The sequence below is a fragment of the Paenibacillus castaneae genome (assembly GCF_002884445.1).
Classification (GTDB): domain Bacteria; phylum Bacillota; class Bacilli; order Paenibacillales; family Paenibacillaceae; genus Pristimantibacillus; species Pristimantibacillus castaneae.
Window position 1 is genome coordinate 2,789,415 of sequence record NZ_KZ614144.1, and the last position, 19,447, is coordinate 2,808,861.

Annotated in this window: 17 protein-coding genes; 12 read left to right on the forward strand and 5 right to left on the reverse strand. The window is 42.5% G+C overall.

The window, feature by feature from the left end:
* Nucleotides 1-864 precede the first annotated feature (864 nt).
* The 3 genes from CEF13_RS12240 to CEF13_RS12250 are packed head-to-tail and all read right to left on the reverse strand — an operon-like array spanning nt 865 to nt 2,355.
* Complete coding sequence (locus CEF13_RS12240) at nt 865-1,104, reverse strand: hypothetical protein (RefSeq protein ID WP_102710943.1); 240 nt, start codon at nt 1,102-1,104, stop codon at nt 865-867.
* Complete coding sequence (locus tag CEF13_RS12245) at nt 1,097-1,639, reverse strand: RNA polymerase sigma factor (RefSeq protein ID WP_102710944.1); 543 nt, start codon at nt 1,637-1,639, stop codon at nt 1,097-1,099. The genes CEF13_RS12240 and CEF13_RS12245 overlap by 8 nt, the downstream gene beginning before the upstream one ends.
* Nucleotides 1,636-2,355, reverse strand: a complete 720-nt coding sequence (locus CEF13_RS12250; protein WP_102710945.1) for a hypothetical protein — start codon at nt 2,353-2,355, stop codon at nt 1,636-1,638. The genes CEF13_RS12245 and CEF13_RS12250 overlap by 4 nt, the downstream gene beginning before the upstream one ends.
* A 1,509-nt stretch (nt 2,356-3,864) precedes the next feature.
* Between CEF13_RS12250 and CEF13_RS12270 the strand changes: the two genes are divergently transcribed.
* A complete protein-coding gene (locus tag CEF13_RS12270) occupies nt 3,865-4,422 on the forward strand; it encodes a DUF4240 domain-containing protein (RefSeq protein ID WP_102710948.1) in 558 nt (185 codons plus the stop codon).
* Between the two features lie 570 nt (nt 4,423-4,992).
* Nucleotides 4,993-5,745 (forward strand): phytanoyl-CoA dioxygenase family protein, encoded by a 753-nt coding sequence (locus tag CEF13_RS12275; RefSeq protein ID WP_102710949.1) that lies wholly within the window; start codon nt 4,993-4,995, stop codon nt 5,743-5,745.
* A gap of 334 nt (nt 5,746-6,079) precedes the next feature.
* Here the strand turns inward: CEF13_RS12275 and CEF13_RS12280 are convergent, their stop codons facing one another.
* On the reverse strand, nt 6,080-6,571 hold the full coding sequence (locus tag CEF13_RS12280; protein ID WP_102710950.1) for a hypothetical protein: 492 nt from the start codon (nt 6,569-6,571) through the stop codon (nt 6,080-6,082).
* Between the two features lie 455 nt (nt 6,572-7,026).
* Between CEF13_RS12280 and CEF13_RS12285 the strand changes: the two genes are divergently transcribed.
* The 8 genes from CEF13_RS12285 to CEF13_RS12320 all read left to right on the forward strand — a co-directional run bounded on the left by CEF13_RS12285 (nt 7,027) and on the right by CEF13_RS12320 (nt 14,620).
* Nucleotides 7,027-7,359: a winged helix-turn-helix transcriptional regulator gene (locus CEF13_RS12285; protein ID WP_102710951.1), complete on the forward strand. Its 333-nt coding sequence runs from the start codon at nt 7,027-7,029 to the stop codon at nt 7,357-7,359.
* A gap of 270 nt (nt 7,360-7,629) precedes the next feature.
* Nucleotides 7,630-8,358, forward strand: a complete 729-nt coding sequence (locus tag CEF13_RS12290; RefSeq protein WP_102710952.1) for an NAD(P)-dependent oxidoreductase — start codon at nt 7,630-7,632, stop codon at nt 8,356-8,358.
* 15 nt (nt 8,359-8,373) lie between these two features.
* Nucleotides 8,374-8,835: a DUF2269 family protein gene (locus tag CEF13_RS12295; protein WP_102710953.1), complete on the forward strand. Its 462-nt coding sequence runs from the start codon at nt 8,374-8,376 to the stop codon at nt 8,833-8,835.
* Between the two features lie 1,250 nt (nt 8,836-10,085).
* Complete coding sequence (locus CEF13_RS12300; protein WP_102710954.1) at nt 10,086-10,460, forward strand: VOC family protein; 375 nt, start codon at nt 10,086-10,088, stop codon at nt 10,458-10,460.
* A gap of 418 nt (nt 10,461-10,878) precedes the next feature.
* The gene (locus CEF13_RS12305) at nt 10,879-11,085 is read left to right on the forward strand and encodes a hypothetical protein (RefSeq protein ID WP_102710955.1); all 207 of its coding nucleotides are present in this window, start codon (nt 10,879-10,881) and stop codon (nt 11,083-11,085) included.
* A 298-nt stretch (nt 11,086-11,383) separates the two neighbouring features.
* Nucleotides 11,384-12,037, forward strand: coding sequence for an SIMPL domain-containing protein (locus CEF13_RS12310; RefSeq protein ID WP_102710956.1), 654 nt, complete (start codon nt 11,384-11,386; stop codon nt 12,035-12,037).
* 260 nt (nt 12,038-12,297) lie between these two features.
* The gene (locus CEF13_RS12315; protein WP_102710957.1) at nt 12,298-13,167 is read left to right on the forward strand and encodes an AraC family transcriptional regulator; all 870 of its coding nucleotides are present in this window, start codon (nt 12,298-12,300) and stop codon (nt 13,165-13,167) included.
* Nucleotides 13,168-13,384: 217 nt separating this feature from the next.
* Complete coding sequence (locus CEF13_RS12320) at nt 13,385-14,620, forward strand: phosphotransferase enzyme family protein (protein WP_243864431.1); 1,236 nt, start codon at nt 13,385-13,387, stop codon at nt 14,618-14,620.
* A 146-nt stretch (nt 14,621-14,766) separates the two neighbouring features.
* On the opposite strand, the gene CEF13_RS12325 is transcribed toward CEF13_RS12320, so the two are convergent.
* Nucleotides 14,767-15,204, reverse strand: coding sequence for a DUF3888 domain-containing protein (locus CEF13_RS12325; RefSeq protein WP_102710959.1), 438 nt, complete (start codon nt 15,202-15,204; stop codon nt 14,767-14,769).
* 347 nt (nt 15,205-15,551) lie between these two features.
* Between CEF13_RS12325 and CEF13_RS12330 the strand changes: the two genes are divergently transcribed.
* Together CEF13_RS12330 and CEF13_RS12335 are read left to right on the forward strand one after the other, a co-directional pair.
* Nucleotides 15,552-17,399 carry an ABC transporter ATP-binding protein gene (locus CEF13_RS12330; RefSeq protein ID WP_146022707.1) on the forward strand — a complete coding sequence of 616 codons (1,848 nt, stop codon included), beginning with the start codon at nt 15,552-15,554 and terminating at the stop codon, nt 17,397-17,399.
* Nucleotides 17,374-19,203 (forward strand): ABC transporter ATP-binding protein, encoded by a 1,830-nt coding sequence (locus CEF13_RS12335; RefSeq protein WP_166742767.1) that lies wholly within the window; start codon nt 17,374-17,376, stop codon nt 19,201-19,203. Before CEF13_RS12330 ends, CEF13_RS12335 begins: the two co-directional genes overlap by 26 nt.
* The last annotated feature ends 244 nt before the right edge of the window (nt 19,204-19,447 follow it).

Consider the following 19,447-nt stretch of genomic DNA (forward strand, 5'->3'; position numbering starts at 1 on the left):
GCCAGACATAAGTGAATTCATATAGACAGTCAACTACATAGGATACCTCAGGTTTTGGGGGGATGAATGCAGGAGGAGGAGATTGCGGTTGCCTCATGTATACCTGCGGTTGTGGAATAAAGAACATTGAATTTCACTTCCTTATAAGAAGTTTAAATTAAATCGTATTCCATGCTATGTGGGTTAATAACTATTTGACTGTACAGGAGCCTAATATGATGAAGAAGTCAGTCAATGATATGTGGTTAGTCCCACTTTAGTTAAGTTAAATCACGAAATAACGGTAGCCGGCCCATGGAGGGTCATATTAATGGGGAAGACATTCTGCAATAAAGCTAAAATAATAGTAGTAAATGGTAATCAATTTCACTGCGTTATTAATGAAATCCCAAGTAATAAATTTGTGAACTTTAAGGTATATTCATCCAAAACCTCACATTTTGAAGGGGGTATTACTTTAATGAATTAAGATGATTAAACGGATGGAACCAAAGCGGTACAGGTAGGTTATTGATGGCAAGGTTTATAGTATCTTAAAATACAATTTATTATCTGAATATAAGTTAAAGCAGATTGAAGCTGTAACGAATATAATTCTGACAATCATTGTGTTCATCGTTGGTGTTGCTGATTTTTGAATAAACATTTTGAACACTTTAAGTGATTTACTCTATCATTACTGGACGAACCTGCGGGACAGTTTGAAGTTTTTGCGTTCAACGGTCTATGCACGGTTTCATAGAATAGGGGAAAAATCTGGCTAATATTCGAATCGTGGAAATTTCTTAATTCCATCCCTTTTTCTCCTGAGGTGAATTCATACAATGAGGCCGTCAGATCTCCGACAGCCTCATTCGATCCTTATTATACGGCATTTTTTCCAAACCACGAGTTACCATATACGTTCGTATTTTTGAAGGAAATGCTAGCGAATAGCTGATGCCACCAGTCGTAATCCAAATCTTTAATAACGAAAATCTGGTTATAAAGATCATCCTGTTCAACTGGCGACAATCGAACATGCTCCGCCCAATTTCCCAATAGCTCATCTAACTGACGGTTCACATGAACGGGCAGCAGCTTTTCGAAGAACTCGTCATTCATGGGTTGAACTCCTTCCTGCTGCTTCAGTCTCCAGCAGTCCTATATTTTGTGCGAGCAGTTGACGAGCCCTTGCAATTTTATAGCGGATCGTTCCAGCGGGTATGTTGAGCGCCGCACCAATCTGAGAGCTGTTCATCTCACCAATGACTTTCATCAGCAAAATGCAGCGCAGTTCCTCTGGAAGACTGCTAATCGCAGATTCAAGATCTCTAAACTGCTCGCGTTTCTCGAGCAACTGGGAGAGGTCTCCTCCCAGTATTGGATTGTTTATGCCACGTATATTTTCTTCGGCCTTCTTTTGATTCGAAGTCTTCCGATAGTAATCTTTCACTTTATTGGATGTAATGGAAAAGATCCAGTACATCCGCTGATCATCAGGCATTTGTTCTACAGCTTCCATTCGGTTCCATATCCGCAGGAATACATCCTGTAGCAGATCCGCAGCTACATCCTTGCTGCTTGTTCGTCCGAACAAGTAGGCAAATACTTGCGAAGAATAACGGACATACAGCTCATGGAATAAATCCTTTCTCATTGCTCGCGTAGCTGCTCGGATTCTTCTCTTACATTAATTTCTCCAAGTTTAACAACAGTAAGCAATTGGATCAGCGGGATTAGTGCTTTTGGAGCGAATAGCTCGCCTAAGAGGATAATTTCAGATACCTTCTGTTTGAGTGTGGCCGCATCTACATCCGAATCCATCTCGAATCTTCCAATAAACACCATGGCCATTTTCTCATCAATAAGTTCAAAAAATGCCTTTGAGAATGTTTCTTCCCCCATAAACATCCTTGGTTCATCCGAAGTATAGTATCCAATTTGGCCAGACAGTCGCGAGACCGCGTTTACCACTTGGCTCTCCATCGCCTTTGGAGCTAGTAATTGACCTGTAATGATAACTTCTTTGTACCCGATCGCCTTCTCTTCAAGAGCTGTATTCGAAATGATAGCCTGACCGGCAATGACCAGAATATCATCAGGAGAACCCGAACGATTCGCAAACACATCACCGCTTAATGTGAGCTGTCCGGATAGAACCTTCACTTTGCCAGTAGTTTCTGGAATCGTAATAACCATCCCGATATTTCTCTGCTGGATGTTCATTAATGATGCATTTAAGGTCTCGGATACCAGCAGGACACCAATATTTTGAATTAGCGAAACTCCCGCGAGATCTTCAGGTTTCATGTTAATCAACTCAAGTACACCCATGTTTTCGATTATTCTCTCTGCCTTTGCAATTTCCTCCATTTATAACGCCTCCATTCATTTTGTTGTTACATATAGGAAAACGCCCCATTATGAAAAGTGTTGGGTTTCTACCCTGATTTTTTTGAAAAGATCTTATTTTCCTTATTTTAGCAAGGAAATTCAGCTGCATTTAAGTGTTTTCTTTATGCAGACTATATTCGCGTAATAATGGCGGGCATGGTCGGCGATATGCCTTGTCCAGCGAATCGTTGCATGATAGCCATTTTCAAAAGGGACTTCTTTGGTAAGATCTTCATCGGTTAGATACATACCTGCTTGAACATCTCCTGAAACTCTTCATATTGCTCTAAAAGTGCAGCGAGACTAATATGTTCAACAAGCGCAATAAGGTTCTTATCATTGGGCGATGCAAAGGAATGGTGTCCAAAACCCATATCGTTCCAAATTATGCAGATTGGTATCAGGCTGCCTGTGAGAAAACTTTGGCTGGGTCATAAGTTTCGCTGCTCTTAGCCAAGCCTTCTAGCAATCGTGCGACTTTACCACATAATTTCATAATGGATTTCATTTTCTTTGACGTTGAAGTGGTACAAAGCCCTGACATCCGAATTGGTCATTACCATACACATTGTCATTAATCCGCTTATCTCAAATCGGCTTAAGAAGTCTTAACTTCGCAAAGTAAAGACGGATGCTGCTGATGCTTATCTTTAAGGAGAGTTGACTATCATAGCATCGCTTGTTATACGGGATTTTAAGTCCCAACCAGCCTCAATCATGGTCGTGACAAATAGGGTGAACATTATAACGCTCGGGATCAAGTCTCACGGGCAGGATAGTTTAACGATTTCGCGAATACTTCAAGTATCGAATCATTTTGCAAAGTTCGGAAATAAAACGTTAGACGAAAGTACGATGAATAAAAAGAAAACTAAAATTTTATGGAGGACTAATTAGTGAATAAAAGACCAGTACTTATAACGATCATTTCGATTATATTAATTGTTCTTTCTGCAATTACCGCTTTCTCTCACACATTAAGAATATTATACGACATGGAACTAAAGACTATAATTTTCCCATCGTCAAAAATAATTAAAATAATTATTATGTATTTAAGTTCACTTGTACTATTACTAAGTGGGGTAGTAACGATAAAAGGAAAGAGTTTGGGGAGAACATTAATAATAATTTGGTGTCTTTTCACATTAGTAATTTATGCTGACTTTATTCTGCCAAGAATCGTATATATAGTAACTCTATCGATAGTTTTGTTTAATAAGAGTGCAAATAATTATTTCAATAAAGAGAATAGAAATAATCTAACCATTTAGTAAGTATACCAAAGTACCTCCTTCTAACACAGTATTCCAGCATCGGGGCATTAGCCTGTCGGACTGACCATAGTTGAGCATTGAGCTAACGGGCAAGATAGTTCAATGATTTCACGAATACAACATAATACAAGTGTTCTGAGAAATTCGCAAATTAGGCGTTATAAGAAATCCCCTCAATGAGAAATCATTATAATCTAAGGAGATAATCCTTATGACGAATAAAATCTTCTGGGAACTGATAACTAATTCTAAAAAGCATGATGAAGAACAAGTAGAGTGGTTAATTAAAGAATTATTAAAGATTAAAACTGAAGAAATAATTGAATTCGAAATAGAGTTTAGAAATAATTTGGAACAATCATATACATCTTCATTATGGGGTGCAGCTTTTGTAATAATGGGAGGATGTTCAGATGATGGATTTGATTACTTCAGGGGTTGGCTAATTTCTCGAGGAGAAGAAATATTTAATAAGGTATTAAAGAATCCTGAAGTTCTAGCTGAATATTTGTCTGAAGATTATTTACAAGAAGATGAGTTTGCACCACAGTTGGAAGAGATATTATCAGTGGCTTCAGATGCGTATACTTATCAAAAAACTGGTAATTTTGAGTATAACGATGATACTCATACAGAATTTTTAATTGAATTAGAAGCTAGAGGCTATAAATTTGTACCAATGGACATTGAATTCGATTGGGAGGAAGAAGACCTAGAGGACAGGTACCCTTTATTATGGGAAAGATTCGGAGAGAACCCACTGACTTAGGGAGCGCTTCGAAGGCGAGGACATCTTATAACAATGTGTTCACGGATCGGATGACAAGCCCGCTCGGTCCCTGATTCTTATTATTTATCCTTTGATATTAAATCATCAAAGGATGGATCAATCATATTTATGGGTAAAAGAGATCAAGGAAGAGACGAGGTTTGGCGGCGATTCTAGGAAGTCAAAGAATTCGAATAATACTGTATTCACTCTTCGGGACATTCGGCCATAGGTCCGCATTAAACGTATTTGGAGAAATATACTCCTCATTTGAACGCAGATTCACATTAAGCTCTAACTGGACATAATAGTTTAACTATCGCGAGAACGAAGCTGCCGGCATGAATAGGCAGTCTCGTTGAGCTAACTGGCAGGATAACTTATCGAAACGAAATCAGTTACAGGCTACATAAAGGATTTTATTATAATGCGCAGAATACTGAAGGTATGAACTTGAAACAAACATATTGCAATATAGCATCAAATTGCCAGGGATCATAGGGTGATGATTTTTATCGAATTAATACACGGACACATTATAAGTACATTTCCGATTGGGAGGAGAAATCCATGAAATTAACTTATGAGCAGAAGATGGAAATTCTGAAGAACGGTTATGTTAAAATTCCAGGTGTCGTTCCAAAGGTTATGATTGATAAAGCCGTGCAGGCAATTAATCATTCTGTTGGCGAAGGAATGAACGTATCGGATATACCGATATTCAGGTCTCAATCCTACTGTCCCGAACTCGTGAATTCTCCAGTGATTACGGATTTATACAACAAGACCCCAATCTCTGATTTAGCGGAGTCCGTCATTGGCGAAGGACAAATCAAAGCAATCACCGGTGGGCAGATTGCTCTTCGATTCCCAAGTATGCAAGACCCGCCAAGGAAGCCAAACCCGCACCTCGATGGCATGTATTCGCCGCTAAATGGAGTGAATGAAGGTACGATTGGCAATTTTACTGCATTAGTAGGTATTTTCTTAAGTGATACCCCTGAACCTTATTCGGGGAATTTTACAGTATGGCCGGGAACTCACCATATTTACGAACAGTATTTTAGGGAACATGGTCCAGAATCGCTTCTCAAAGGAATGCCGCCGGTGGATATGCCGGAGCCTGTACAGATTACCGGAAAAGCGGGGGATGTGGTTCTGGTACATTACCAAATTGCTCATGCCGCCGCTCCGAACGTCTCACCGCATACCCGTTATGCTTGTTTTTATCGGTTAACTCACTTAGATCATGAATTGTACCCTCCTATGACGAACATTTGGATGGATTGGCCCGGTATTCGGAGTATCATTGAGGAAAAATAGAGAAATAAGAAGTAAGGGCTGTTCCTTAGTATTAATTGACGAGTAGGCTGTGGTTACGACCACTTCAAGGTACGCCCTCCGCTACGTTGTTCAGTTTGCGATTAGCAGATCGGCAGCCTTTTCTCAACTAAGGGCAGCAGTTTAGTTGAACCAAGGAATTGCGCATATTATTCCATCCTCTGTAGTAGACAGCTTGGCTGCAAGGATGGATAACTGGTGCTTTAAGCTGAAGAATAAGTTTTTGGTCTAAGAACAAAATATAAATAAAACTCGCCGAAATGGACGAGTCTTTTGTGTTTTTATATACCGATTAGTATATTTTCTATAATAATCCCTAACACAAAACTACAATTCTATAGGGTGTGGTTTGGGCGGGGATACTTTTTGTCGCAGGTCCGTAAATAACAATTAGATCACGGTTCGCAGGGCTTCTTGAGAAGAGTTGCCCATTTGTTAATACTATTTGAGTATATGGAGAAATATTTAATCGTAATCGTCTATCACTACTCTCCAACTCACTATTAAAAAAATCTACTTTTACATTCTGATATGGGCTATCTTTTACCATGACAAGTGCTTGATATTGTGGAGGGTAAATAAGAAGAGCAGGTGCATTTCCGTCATAATATCCAGTCACGTGATCTCCTACTACCACCATTACATGGTCTACAAAGTAAGTTGTGGGTGACACCACGAAATTTACTAATGCTCCCAATCCGTCTTCTACAGATATTAATTTATAACAACCTTCGCCTTTACCATTTTCACCTGTAAAAAAATCACTAATCATAGTGACAGTCCCGTGAAAAGAATAAAAATTTGTCATACAATACCTCCATTTCTTTATAAAGATAATGCATAAAGCGAGCTTGATATTTCCACATTAGTAGAGGCTAACAAAGAAACATCCCCTATTCGTATAGTTAAATAACCTGTGTTTACAGTATGTAGGTTAATTACTATATGATTGTGCAGATGCCCATAAAGGATATGAAGATTCCTCAGTGCATAGCGTGAGTTATTGCGCTAACGGGGAACGATAGTTGAATAAAAGACGTGATTGCAGTCGGTCGAAATGATCGGCTGCTTTTCGTTGAACGGGCAGTTATAGAGAAGAATAACCCCCATTTCATTAGCCTCGTTTAATCTTCGCAACCGATTTTGGATCCGAAAACGTATTAATTTTATTTGGTTGACCGCATTGCAAACATTCAGTAAAATTTTGTTAAGTGCATACTTTAGGATAATGAGCTTACTTAAAGGTAAGGGGATGATTTATCAATGATTCATCAGCTTGAATGTCCAGTGGAGACAATCATTCATGTTCTAGGCGGCAAATGGAAACCAATGATTTTATGGCATTTGATACAATCCAATAAGCGATTCAACGATCTGGAAAAGCTTATACCTGATGTTTCTCAAAAAATGCTTTCACAACATCTACGGGACTTGGAACGAGAGGGCATAATCGATAGAACAGTCTACCCCACCGTCCCTCCAAAAGTAGAATATTCTCTAAGTGAATATGGTAAAACATTGATTCCTGTAGCAGAAGTCATGTGTGCTTGGGGAGAAAACCATAATAAGCGGAAATATGAAGAATCTGCTTCTTAAAGCTAGTTCAATTCATTTGAACATTTATTCAAGGACTCATAACAAAAGCTGCCACGGGATTTTCCCTGGCAGCTTTTTGCTATTTACAGTCAATCCTCCTTTAAGATTTTCGCCGTGGACCAACATGGATAACCCTTTCTGCTTAATGCTTACTTTTAAGTAAGGACCCTACATTAAAGTGGGTTCTTATCAAGATTTTTAAACGATGCTAAGCTTGAGTTAATCCAGAAATGAAATATCGGGAGTCAATTATAAAAGGAGGAAAAAACGATGAGAATTATTGTTTTCGGAGCAACGGGAAATACGGGGAGAAGAGCACTTGAGCAAGGGTGTAAAATGGGACATGAAATGACCGCATTCGTGCGAAACTCCGAAAAGTTTTATGGACAGCAAGGAGAGTGTCCCGCCAAACATGTGAAGGTGATCGAGGACGACATCATAAACCCAGTAAGCGTCGGCGAGGCGCTCTCACATCAAGACGCCGCTATTATTGCTGCCGGCCATGCAGGTCAAGGAGATGAGTTCGTTCGTCTTGCTGATAACATTATAAGCCAATGTGAAATCAACCCTAGTTTTTCCGGGAGGGTATGGGTAATGGGAGGTGCCGGCCTGCTGGATATTCCATATACTGATCTCATTGGCAACAATCTGCCCGGATTCCCGCCTGAGTATAAAAATCACAACCGGAATTTTGAACGACTGCTGCAGTCTGAGCTTGATTGGTCAATTATGTGTCCGGGAACTATGATTGATTCGATAGAACCTCCAGCGTCGGTTCATCTTCATGTAACAACGGAAATCTTGCCCATATCAATTCCGAAGACGATCAAGGAATTATCCGAGGTCGATATAGCCGGTTACTTGTTCAGTCGGCTTCAAGAGCTGGAGGTTGCTTATGATGATGTCGTGAAATGCATGCTGGATCATATCGAGCTTGGAGGGCCTTTTAAGAGGAAAAGGGTCGGACTCGCCTATCAAAGCGAGATTCCGGTGTGCTAAGGAGCAAAAAGGGAGATGGTGAGTTTGTTTGGATGGATCCTCGTTTTGCACATATTGGCTTCTATCGCTGTTATCGGTCCCGCTTTAGTGGTACCCGTTATTCGAAGGTCCGCTAGAACCGTCGGCCAGTTGCGCTTTGCTTTTGATGTAACGAACAAGATTGCCCTTCTGCCTAAAATTGGCGGAGCCGTACTTATTATTACCGGGGTTTGGCTTATGATCATAACGAAGATGGGGTTGTCCCAAATGTGGCTAAATATATCGATCCTTTTATCGCTGCTCATGGTCGCCACGATCGAGGGATTGATCGGGCCGCGCATGAAAAAGATCATGGAAATTGTATCTATAATTCAAAGCAAAGGGGATGAAGTACCCTCCGAGCTCGGTCGATTGATGAAAAAGATCGTACCAATCGAGATGGCGTCACAGCTGCTTATGATTGCCATAGCCGTACTTATGATCCTTAAACCATTCTAAAGAAGCCATCAACCCTTTAACAATCTGCCCCTGGATAGCACTGGGAAGGGAAGAATCAATTCGAAAAGGTGGCCGTGCGCAGCCCTTTGTTCCAATAATGAGAAATGATGTCAATAACCAAAGGGCTGCCGAGTGGCAGCCTTTTGTTCCATTATATAAACTTCTGCATCAACGTCATAGCGAATGTATTGATTAAAGCGGTACTTGGTTATAATCAGAACATGGTAAAAAAGACATAGCTTTGAGCTAACGGATAACGATAGTTCGATAAGTAACACAAATAGGCTGCCTATAATTAATACGGTAGCCTGTTTCGCTAACGGGACACAATGATTAATAAGATGAGGTTACCGGATGATGGTAGCCTTGTTTGTTTTTCCTCAGTAAACAAACATTTACAAAGTAACACCAAATAATGTGAGAGTTGGGGGCGTTTATATAAAGGGGGGTGGTGTATAATCCCGATGATTATCCGTTTGTGCCTCCTGTAGATAAGCCGGAAAGCAAATCTATAAAAGAGGTGATGGAGGCTGAGGAGCAATTGATAAAATGGGGACGAATGGTCTTGGGATAAAACAGGCGTCAAAGGGTTTTGTTTCGAGGCTGAACTGGTTATCTTACAGAACAACAACTTTGAAAGTTTATTTGACTTTTGGATGAAGAAATATTGGTCAGTAAGAAGTTTTTTAAGGTAAAAAATCATCAAGAATGATGATCGTGCTGTATATTACTATGGTAATGCTGCTGTTGAAAGCTATGTTTTGGATTATTTCGTTCGAAGGAAGTCTGTCACGCTTGCAGACATAAGTAGTTGTTGTTACTACTAAAGAAATCACAAATAGAAAATATCTGTTGATGAACATGGTTTCACCTCATTAGAACATATGTGTTTGCTGAGATGACTAGACCTTAAATCCAATATATATACGATCTCAGTTGGAGGCGTAATATAAAGGGTGGAGATAATAAACACAGCTAACAATTATAATAACGTCGCGACAGTTTAAGGAGTGGGCGATGTTGTGGGTTTGATTCGTACCGGTGATAATGCTCATTCAAGAACTAAGAAATCCGATGCATATCAACTATAGTTCAATAAAGGAACGACTTCCAAGTGCTAACCTTCGCTACCCTAACTGGCAGAATAACGGAGTAAACGGGGATTTGTTAATATCAAAGAAGAATTAACTGTTATATGTCGAATGTATTCTATAATGAAGGACAATCTGCTTATGTCTGGGAGGTTTGAAATGAAGGTCAAACGAATCGTCGCCAATATTAATACGAAGGATATCACGGCAGCTAAATGCTTCTACCAGGATGTGCTCGGTCTTGATTTAATGATGGATCATGGTTGGATTAGAACTTATGGTTTAAACGAGGAGATGAGCATTCAAATTAGTTTCGCCTCACAGGGTGGCTCAGAAACGCCTACGCCTGATCTATCGATTGAAGTCGATGATGTCGATGCTACATTAGAAGGCATGAAGAGAGCTGGATTTCCGATAGAATATGGGCCTGTTGATGAGCCTTGGGGCGTTCGACGATTCTATGTCCGCGACCCGTTTGGTAAGCTTATCAACATTCTTGCTCATGAACATGGATACACTAACGGCCAATCGTAAAGGGATGCTGGTTTGTTCAACTAACGGGACACTATAGCTTAGACGTTGGCCGAGCTGGTGTAATCAACATTATCAAAATGAGAAGGCTGTTAGGAGACTTCTGGGGCTTTTTTCTTTTGCATAAACGTTCATATACATGGATAAATTCGGGCTGAACCCATTTTTTTCAGTAAAGCATAGAATGGTATACTGGTACGGTTTTCCAATTAATTGTTAAAATATATTTTCCATGAGTAAGAGAACGATGAATATAAAATTACGCTTTTTATTGGAATCAATAGCTGCACCGCATTGCATATGGCAACCACAATAAAGGTTGCGATGCCCTCCCCTGCGAATATCAGGTTAAACTTCAACTTGTTTTGTTTATTGAATCTGGAATCCGACTTCAAGTTTATTACATTACAGGCGGGTTGCTTTGTTTCATGCGGTTTGTACGTGGTTGTTGATCCCTGTAAATATTACAATCGGAGATCATCAGATTCTCGCTTATATGACCATCGTTGGCCTTGACTCTGCTATCATTCTATGGGGAACAAGCCTTGCGGTATGGTTCTTGGGGGAAAATCTTCAATCGACTGCAGTTATCCAGCAATCAAGCCCTGATGCACCCAGAATCCGGTAAATCGAATAAGCTTAGCCTGAACCGGTGAGAATTCAAAGGATTTGTGCGTATCCTGACAATGATGTATTAACGGGGAACGATAGATAATATCACATATGGATAAGCAGGCGGTAGGATTACCTGCTTTTTTTGTTAAACTAAAGGGAAGTTTAGTAATAACCGAATATTCGAAACCGTCCCGTATGATTTTAAAGTATACGTGGCGTTTTTTATCTCAATGAGATCATTGAGCAGGGAGCGGTCGCATACGTTAACCTAGTAATTAGAATGTCTATTCATGTGAGAGAGGAGCTTGGCAATGGTCAGCAATGCCACAATAGAAGTAACTGGCGAAGGAAAAGTAATGGTGTCGCCGGATCAAGCCGTCTCGACGGTAGGAGTCGAAACACAAGTATCTGAACTACGGCAGGCACAGAGCATGAATTCAGCGGTCATCAGCCGTATCGTTTCGGCTCTTCAGGCATTTGGCATTCCGTCGCAGAACATCTCAACGATCGATTTTCGGATAGAACCCGTCTACGATTATACGAACAACGTAGCTGAATTCCGCGGTTACAAGGTTACTCATCTCCTGCAGGTCACGAGCAGTGCCGATTCGGCTGGTTCGGTCGTGGATACAGCCGTATCGCAAGGAGCGAACGTAGTACAGGGTGTCCGCTTTCAATTGTCTCAGGAAGCCGCTTACGTGGATCAAGCACTGGCACTTGCGGTTGCAGATGCGAGACGCAAGGCGTCCGCAATTGCTGCTAATTCGGGCGTTACCATCGGTGCCGTGCCTTTCACGGTTCGGGAACTACCGCTTCTGGCCGAGCCGATACCGTTTAGAGCCACGCTGACAACTATGAGCGATGGCATTCCTATTCAGACGGGACAACTGACCGTATCGGCGGCGGTTCGTGCGATCTTTGTTCCAGCCATGCGACACACTACCCCATCGTTTAGCAAAGGGTAACGTTAGTGAAAAAACAATGAGTAGTCTGCCGCGGCAGCTGCTCATTGTTTTTTCTGTTACTCTACAGTAAGTTTTCCTTTTACCCAATCCTACGGATTTGCCAACCAACTTCAAAGAGACAACAAAGGAGCTCACGGCTTTCCTACCAGACTTGTCTTGTGTTCACTGAGCTGAGAAATACCCTACAGGATTGTGCACTAAATGTCGGGAAGGGAATTACCTTCTCTGCTATGCTTTGAGTAACGAGGGGAGGCGATATCATGGATACGCTGGCGCAACTGAACAAAGCACTAAGCTATATTGAGGAGAATCTTACTGATCGTGTGGACTATCGGGAGGCAGCGAAAATTGCCTGCTGTTCAGAATATCATTTTACACGGATGTTCTCATTCCTTGCAGGCATTACTCTGTCGGAATACATCCGTCGAAGACGCTTAACTTTGGCAGCACTCGAGCTAAGCCACAGTGACATCAAGATCATCGATGCTGCGATGAAATATGGATATACATCACCGGATTCCTTTACTAGGGCTTTCCAAGGCATGCATGGGATTACTCCCTCGGAAGCCCGGATCCATGGACAGTCTCTCAAAGCCTTCCCGCGGATGACGTTTCAACTGACGATCAAAGGAGGAAGTGAAATGAACTACCGAATTGAAGAAAAAGAGGCTTTTCGCATCGTGGGGATCAAAAAAAGAGTGCCAATAGTATTTCAAGGGGTAAATCCGGAGATTGCGTCGATGTTTGAAGGACTCACCCCAGAAATGATTGATAAGATTAAGGGATTTTCGAATGTTCAACCTTCAGGGCTAATCAGTGCTTCCACGAATTTCAGTGAAGGGCGGATTGAGGAGAAAGGAGAACTCGATCATTACATCGGGGCGGCCACAACGAAAGATGGAGATGGCTTCGCCCAGCTGGAGGTGAAAGCCTCTACATGGGCTGTATTCACAGCCGTCGGCTCTTTCCCTAGTGCGCTTCAAGAGATCTGGGGACGCATTTATTCCGAATGGTTTCCGTCCGCGGAATATGAACTAAGTGAAGGGCCGGAAATGCTCTGGAATGAGCACAAAGATGTAGCATCGCCGCAATATAAAAGCGAAATATGGATACCCATTATTAAGAAATAAGCAGCGTTTGTTGAATTAACGGGGAACGATAGCACAGCGGTGGAACCGATCCATCGCTTGTTTTGCATTGCTGGAAATCCGATCAGCTAACGGGCAGAATAACGTAAATCTATTAGTACTTGGTGTAGACGTTAATTCAAATTATTCAGAGAAAAGAATGTTGTTTGGTAAAGAATTTATTATATAAAAAGTTTCCCTAGAATTTTGATGCCATTTTTTGGTAAAGTATAAGGTAGAAAAAGCTGAAGGAGTGATGTATCAATGTCAAACAAGGTGGTTATCATTTAAGTCCACAGAAGGATTCTTTCATTTTTGGGTTTCTTCTGTGGTAATTTCAGTGTGGGAAGTCGTTGCAAGAATTTTGACTGGAGGAGATATTATAAATTATAACGAGGTTGTTAAAATCAGTGATGCATATTTACTTCCATTAGTATCAGAGTTATACGGATTAGAAGGCTATGAAATCAAGTTGGTTAAGGCACATGACGGAGGGCGTAATGTCGTTTATACCTGTGTGAAGGAGGGCATCGATGCAAAAATACTCAGAATTGCCTTCATAAATGACAGAAGCCGAGAAGATTTTCTAGGTGAACTTGAGTATGTCAGGTATTTATTCGAGCATGGCGGAAGTGTTTCAGATGTAGTCAACTCTCTGAAGGGGAATCTGCTGGAAGAGAGAACTTATGATAATCATACCTTTTTTATCTGTCTGTTTAAAAAGGCCATGGGAAAAATGCTTGTGGAAAATAATTATCGGTACCGGGAAGGAGTTCCGATTACCGAATATTATTATAATTGCGGTAAAGTCCTGGGGAATCTTCACCAAATATCGAAAGGATATACTCCTGTCCATCGCCGGTATAGTTTTTTTGATAAATACAATGCCGAATATATCAATGAACTGATACCAGACTCGTTATGTCTACTTAAGGAGAAGCTGGTACAGCTTTTTAAAACCTTAGAAGAATTGGACAGGAACCGTGAGTCTTTCGGTATGATCCATTATGATTACAATGATGGGAATTATTCGATAGATTTTGATAACGGGCAAATAACCATTTATGATTTCGATAATTCTTGTTACTGTTGGTATATGTTTGACTTGGCCAGTCTCTGGACAAACGGAGTGGGCTGGATACAATTTGAACCAGATGCCGGAAAACGCAAAAAGTTTATGGATGATTATTTTATAACAGCCCTCGCGGGGTACAGATCCGAGACCGAGATCGCAAATTCGATGTTGGATAAATTGCCCTTATTTATCCAAGTAAACCTCATGGAAAGTGTTGTAGATGCATTCGAGGTAATGCGGAACAACGACGAAGAGCCGGAGTGCGGCGAGGAGCTGTCGTTTCTCATAAAATGCCTGGAAGACGATATCCCGTATATGGGATTTTTTCATGAAATGTACTCGTGTGAAGAACCCTTTGAGTATGAGAAACGAAATATTTAGTCTTTTTGTACTGCCGCGGGAACTCCCTTCAACTGCTTCGTTGCGCTAACGGAGAACGATAGTGGAACAAATAGATATTACTGTAAACCTCGATTCATTAAAAGAAAAAGTGCAAGCTGGGCAGCCTTAATCAGCACGCCGAGCTTTTATTTACGGATAATATCTTGCCAATGTGGCGGTAACTCAAAGTCTTGGATATGACGAAATTCTTTTAGATTCACCGTGGGTCCCGCAGATATTTGAAAGGTTATACGGTCCTTTCCAACAGCAATATGTGGTCCTACAACAGGCATAACCTCCACCGTTATCAAGAAAATGAATCCACGGAATCCGTTCGATCTCTCTATTTGTACTATGTTGCTTTGATACGGATAAACAAGTGGAGATTCCTTAAGTAATTTTCGGTAGTAATTGTTTACTGAATCGTCGACTGCTGGACTTAATAGGAGCATAAGCATATCCTGAAGTTGAAGTTCTGTGGAGTCCTGACGAGGTTTTAACGTCATTGAGTCAGCTGATATTCCCAATGGATTTATGGCAATTAGGAATAATGACAAAAAAAAGACGGAAATTTGTTTTCTCACGGATTAGTGGCCCTCCCAGTTTTTAATTATCTTCCCCTTCGAAATGGATTCCATTCAGAAGTTGGAGGATTAAACTATCGGGACACTATAGTGGAATAACACACATGATGAGCAGGCGCTAGATAGCCTGCTTTTTTTAATGAACTAACGGGCAGGATTTCTTAATCACTATACGAATACCTTAGGTATGACGGATTTCTCAAACGATGGCCAATTCTACCGTTAATTGAATCTCCCAGAGCTTGCAATTTCAACTAATGCTTGATAGGTTGTCATTCGCGGGTGTGCTATGCTGATTCCGACATTGAACTTCACGATGTTGCACTATACTATAAGGGGGATTTAGAGTGTCAATTGAGAAAGGAGCGGCGTACTCCGCTTGGTCAAACATCAATTATGCCTTGCGGTTGCACTGGCGGGCAAGACCACTTACGCTGATTTGTTGTGTCATCTCGGTGCTAGTTGGTGTCGGTCTGCCATTTGTAAGTATCCTTATGCCCAAAATTGTCATCGACAATATTACAGCAGGTGTCACGCCAGGCAGGTTTATATTGTCAGTTGGCGCTATGGCGCTTCTTCTGGCCTTGCTGAGCAGTGCGAAGAGCTATGCCGACCTCATCACCAATGAATCTGTCGGTACAATCAGCATATTGAAACACCTTCAAACTACGATGCATAAGCATCTTAATATGGACTTCGAGGTGCTAGAGAGTCCCGGATACGCCAAGCTGGGGGAAAAGGCATCGCGCGCCATGCAAAGCAACCACTCTCCCGCTTCCAACATACCGCGCAACATTTCACAGCTTTTAATGAATGTATTAGGTTTTCTTACATATGGGATGGTTATTGTAACGGTACATCCTCTCATTATTCTCTTTCTGGCTGTCTCAGCCGGGATCAATTGGCTTGCGCTCTCGCGAGCCCGCAAGATTGAGATGGACACGCGCGAGGAGCGGTCAAAGCTTCATGGCAAGCTGTGGTATATCCAGAAAGTATCGAAAGAGCCGTCAGGCGGCAAGGATATACGCTTATATGGCCTAGGCAGCTTAATCAACGGCATTTTTCAAAACGTACTCGCTGCTAGCACCAAGAAAGAACGAGAGGTAGCGACAGGCGATATGAAGGCTCATCTGTCGGATGCAGCGCTCAGCCTCCTCCGTGACGGTGCAGCATACGCGTTTCTCATTTATTTGCTGATGAACGACAAGATGACCTTGGGCAATTTTGTGCTCGTGTTTGCTGCCACTGGTGCGGTTGCTGGTTGGTTATCGGGCATATTGAGAAGCTCAAGCGAGCTTATGCGTGCTTTAAGCGAGATGTCCGATATTCGCGTTTATCATGACGTCCCTGATATTTCTAACACCGGCGCCGGCCATGAGCTGCAATCCGGAGACATGCTGCCTCCCGCGATTACGCTTAGAAACGTTGGATATACATATCCGGAGGCAAACGAACCGACCCTTACCGGCATAGATCTTGATATTAAGCCGGGGGAGCGTATTGCCATTGTCGGGGGGAACGGGGCAGGCAAGACGACCTTTATCAAGCTCTTATGCGGGCTCTATAAGCCGACAATCGGCGAGATTACGCTCGGAGGCGTCGACATAACGCGTTATAACAGAGATGAATTCTTTTCGCTCTTTTCGACGGTGTTTCAAGATATCCATCAGTTCTGCTGCGATATTGCCGGAAATATATCTCAACAATCGCCTGAAAAGACAGATTACGAGAAGGTAAAGAAATGCCTGGAAATGTCCGGTCTTATGGATAAAGTAAGTGGGCTTGAGAAAGGGGAGTCGACGCTTCTTGTGCGTCGCGTACACAACGATGCAATTGAGCTCTCAGGCGGTGAGCAGCAGAAGCTGGCGCTGGCGCGCGCACTGTATAAAGACGCGCCTGTTATTATCCTGGATGAGCCGACTGCTGCGCTTGATCCTATCGCGGAGAGCGAAATCTATCAGCGTTACGCCGAGCTGACTGCGGGTAAAACCTCCATTTACATCTCTCACAGGCTGGCAAGCACGCGTTTTTGCGACAGAATTCTGTTCATTGACGGCGGAGGGATCGCCGAGTGCGGCACGCACGACGAGCTTATGAGACATGGCGGGAAATATGCGGAGATGTTTAACGTCCAGTCACACTACTACAAGGACGGGGAGGTTTCCGAGAATGAAGACGCGCTCCATCTGGCATAACCTGCGTCGCGGATACGGGATTGTAAATCGCCTGACGCCGACCTATATTCCACTAACTTTCGTCTCCTCTTTTATTAACGCTGTACAGCCGTTAATGATACTTTTCCTGTCTGCACAGATCATTAACGAGTTGGCCGGCGCGCGCGACACAAGTCGCATTATCCTGTACGCCGCGCTTGCAGTAGGGCTTGCATTTGTTTTGTCAGCTGCAAATGCCGTGGTCTCTCGCCGGATTACGACTTTAAACAGTACCTTGTGGGCGCGTTTCTACTTCTTCCTGGGCAATCGGTACATGCAGCTTAATTACGATCAAGTGGAAGATACGATGAATAATGAAAAGTTAGCGGATATTGAAGCGAAGACAAACGGCAACGGACTTGGCATTCTTCGCCTGCACTACAGTTTGCCGGAACTGTTGCAGCCGCTTTTTGAACTAATTGCGTCTATCGTACTGTTCTTCGGCATGTTTACGGCTGTATCTTCTTACGAGAAGATGTTTATAACCTCTCCGTTTGCTACCGTTTTGCTGATCATTCTCATCCTGCTTATCCTTCCCTTTACGTACATGCTCAAGAAGAGGGAGGAGAGGATCCAGCAAACGGTGTTTGAGGAAAACCCGAAGTCAAACACCTATGTACATTTTTTTAACGAGTATATGCAGGCAAAGAATGCCGCCAAGGATATTCGCCTTTATAAACAGGCGTCAGCGATCGAGGAACACTATAATAAATCAGTTGGAGCGGAGTTCTGGTACAGAATTTTCGACTTATTCGGTAGAAACAACGCATTGGCAGCGGCTGTAAACGCCGTGCTAGGCGGCTGCGTCTATCTCTTTATCGGTCTGCGCGCCTTATATGGCATGTATCCTTTAGGCAGCGTGGTTCAATATATCGGCGCGGTTTCCGGCGCTGTCGGCGCGTTGGCCAAGCTAGTCTCGGTTCTGGGCAACTTTATTACGAACAACCAGTATCTCGGCCAAATTTTCGATTACCTTGACCTGCCTGACAACATGCGAGAGAACAAGGGAAACAGACCAATCCCGCAAGGGGATCTGGAGTTTGAGTTCCGTGACGTGTCGTTTATGTATCCCGGCGCCGACAATTATGCCATTAAACACCTTAGCATGAAGTTCAATATCGGCCAGCGGCTTGCTGTTGTAGGGCTGAATGGCAGCGGCAAGACGACTATGATTAAGCTCCTTTGCCGGCTTTATGAACCTACAGAGGGTGTAATCACATTAAACAACATCGATATTAGGGAATACGACTATTCGGCCTATATGGGCGTTTTCAGCGTCGTATTTCAAGATTTTAAGCTCTACTCATTCTCACTCGGCCATAACGTTGCCGCCTCCGAGAGCTATGACGCAGAATTGGCGGAAGAATCACTCATTCTGGCTGGGATTGGATCGAAGTTAAACAACATGACGGGTGGGCTTCATACCTTTTTGCATAAGGATTTTTCCGACGACGGCATTGAGATTTCAGGAGGCGAAGCGCAGAAGGTTGCGCTGGCACGGGCGCTGTATAAAAACGCGCCTTTTGTGGTACTTGACGAGCCAACGGCGGCACTGGACCCCATCGCGGAGTTCGAGATCTATTCCCGATTTAATGAGTTAATAAGCAACAAGACAGCAATCTTCGTCTCTCACCGGCTCTCCTCCTGTAAGTTCTGTCACGACATCGCCGTGTTTCACGAAGGCTGTCTCATTCAACGCGGCTCCCATGACGAGCTTATAACCGAGCGGGACGGGAAGTACGCTGAACTGTGGCATGCACAGGCGCAGTATTATGTCGGAGCGTGATAACTTCATTGTGTAGGATACTGAGTGAGGTTAATAAACCAATGTACATAGAATTCTATACGTTACCGCGGGCAGGATTCCTATATTCTTTTAGAAGGAACTTGATAGAACCGTTATGTGTGGGAAATCTCTGTTGGGTTAAAATTTAGAATTCAACTCAAATAGGTGATTAAACTAACGGGACACGATAGTTCAACAAAACAGCTCCTCGTTTCCTTCCCGAACTATGCACGATGATGAAAAG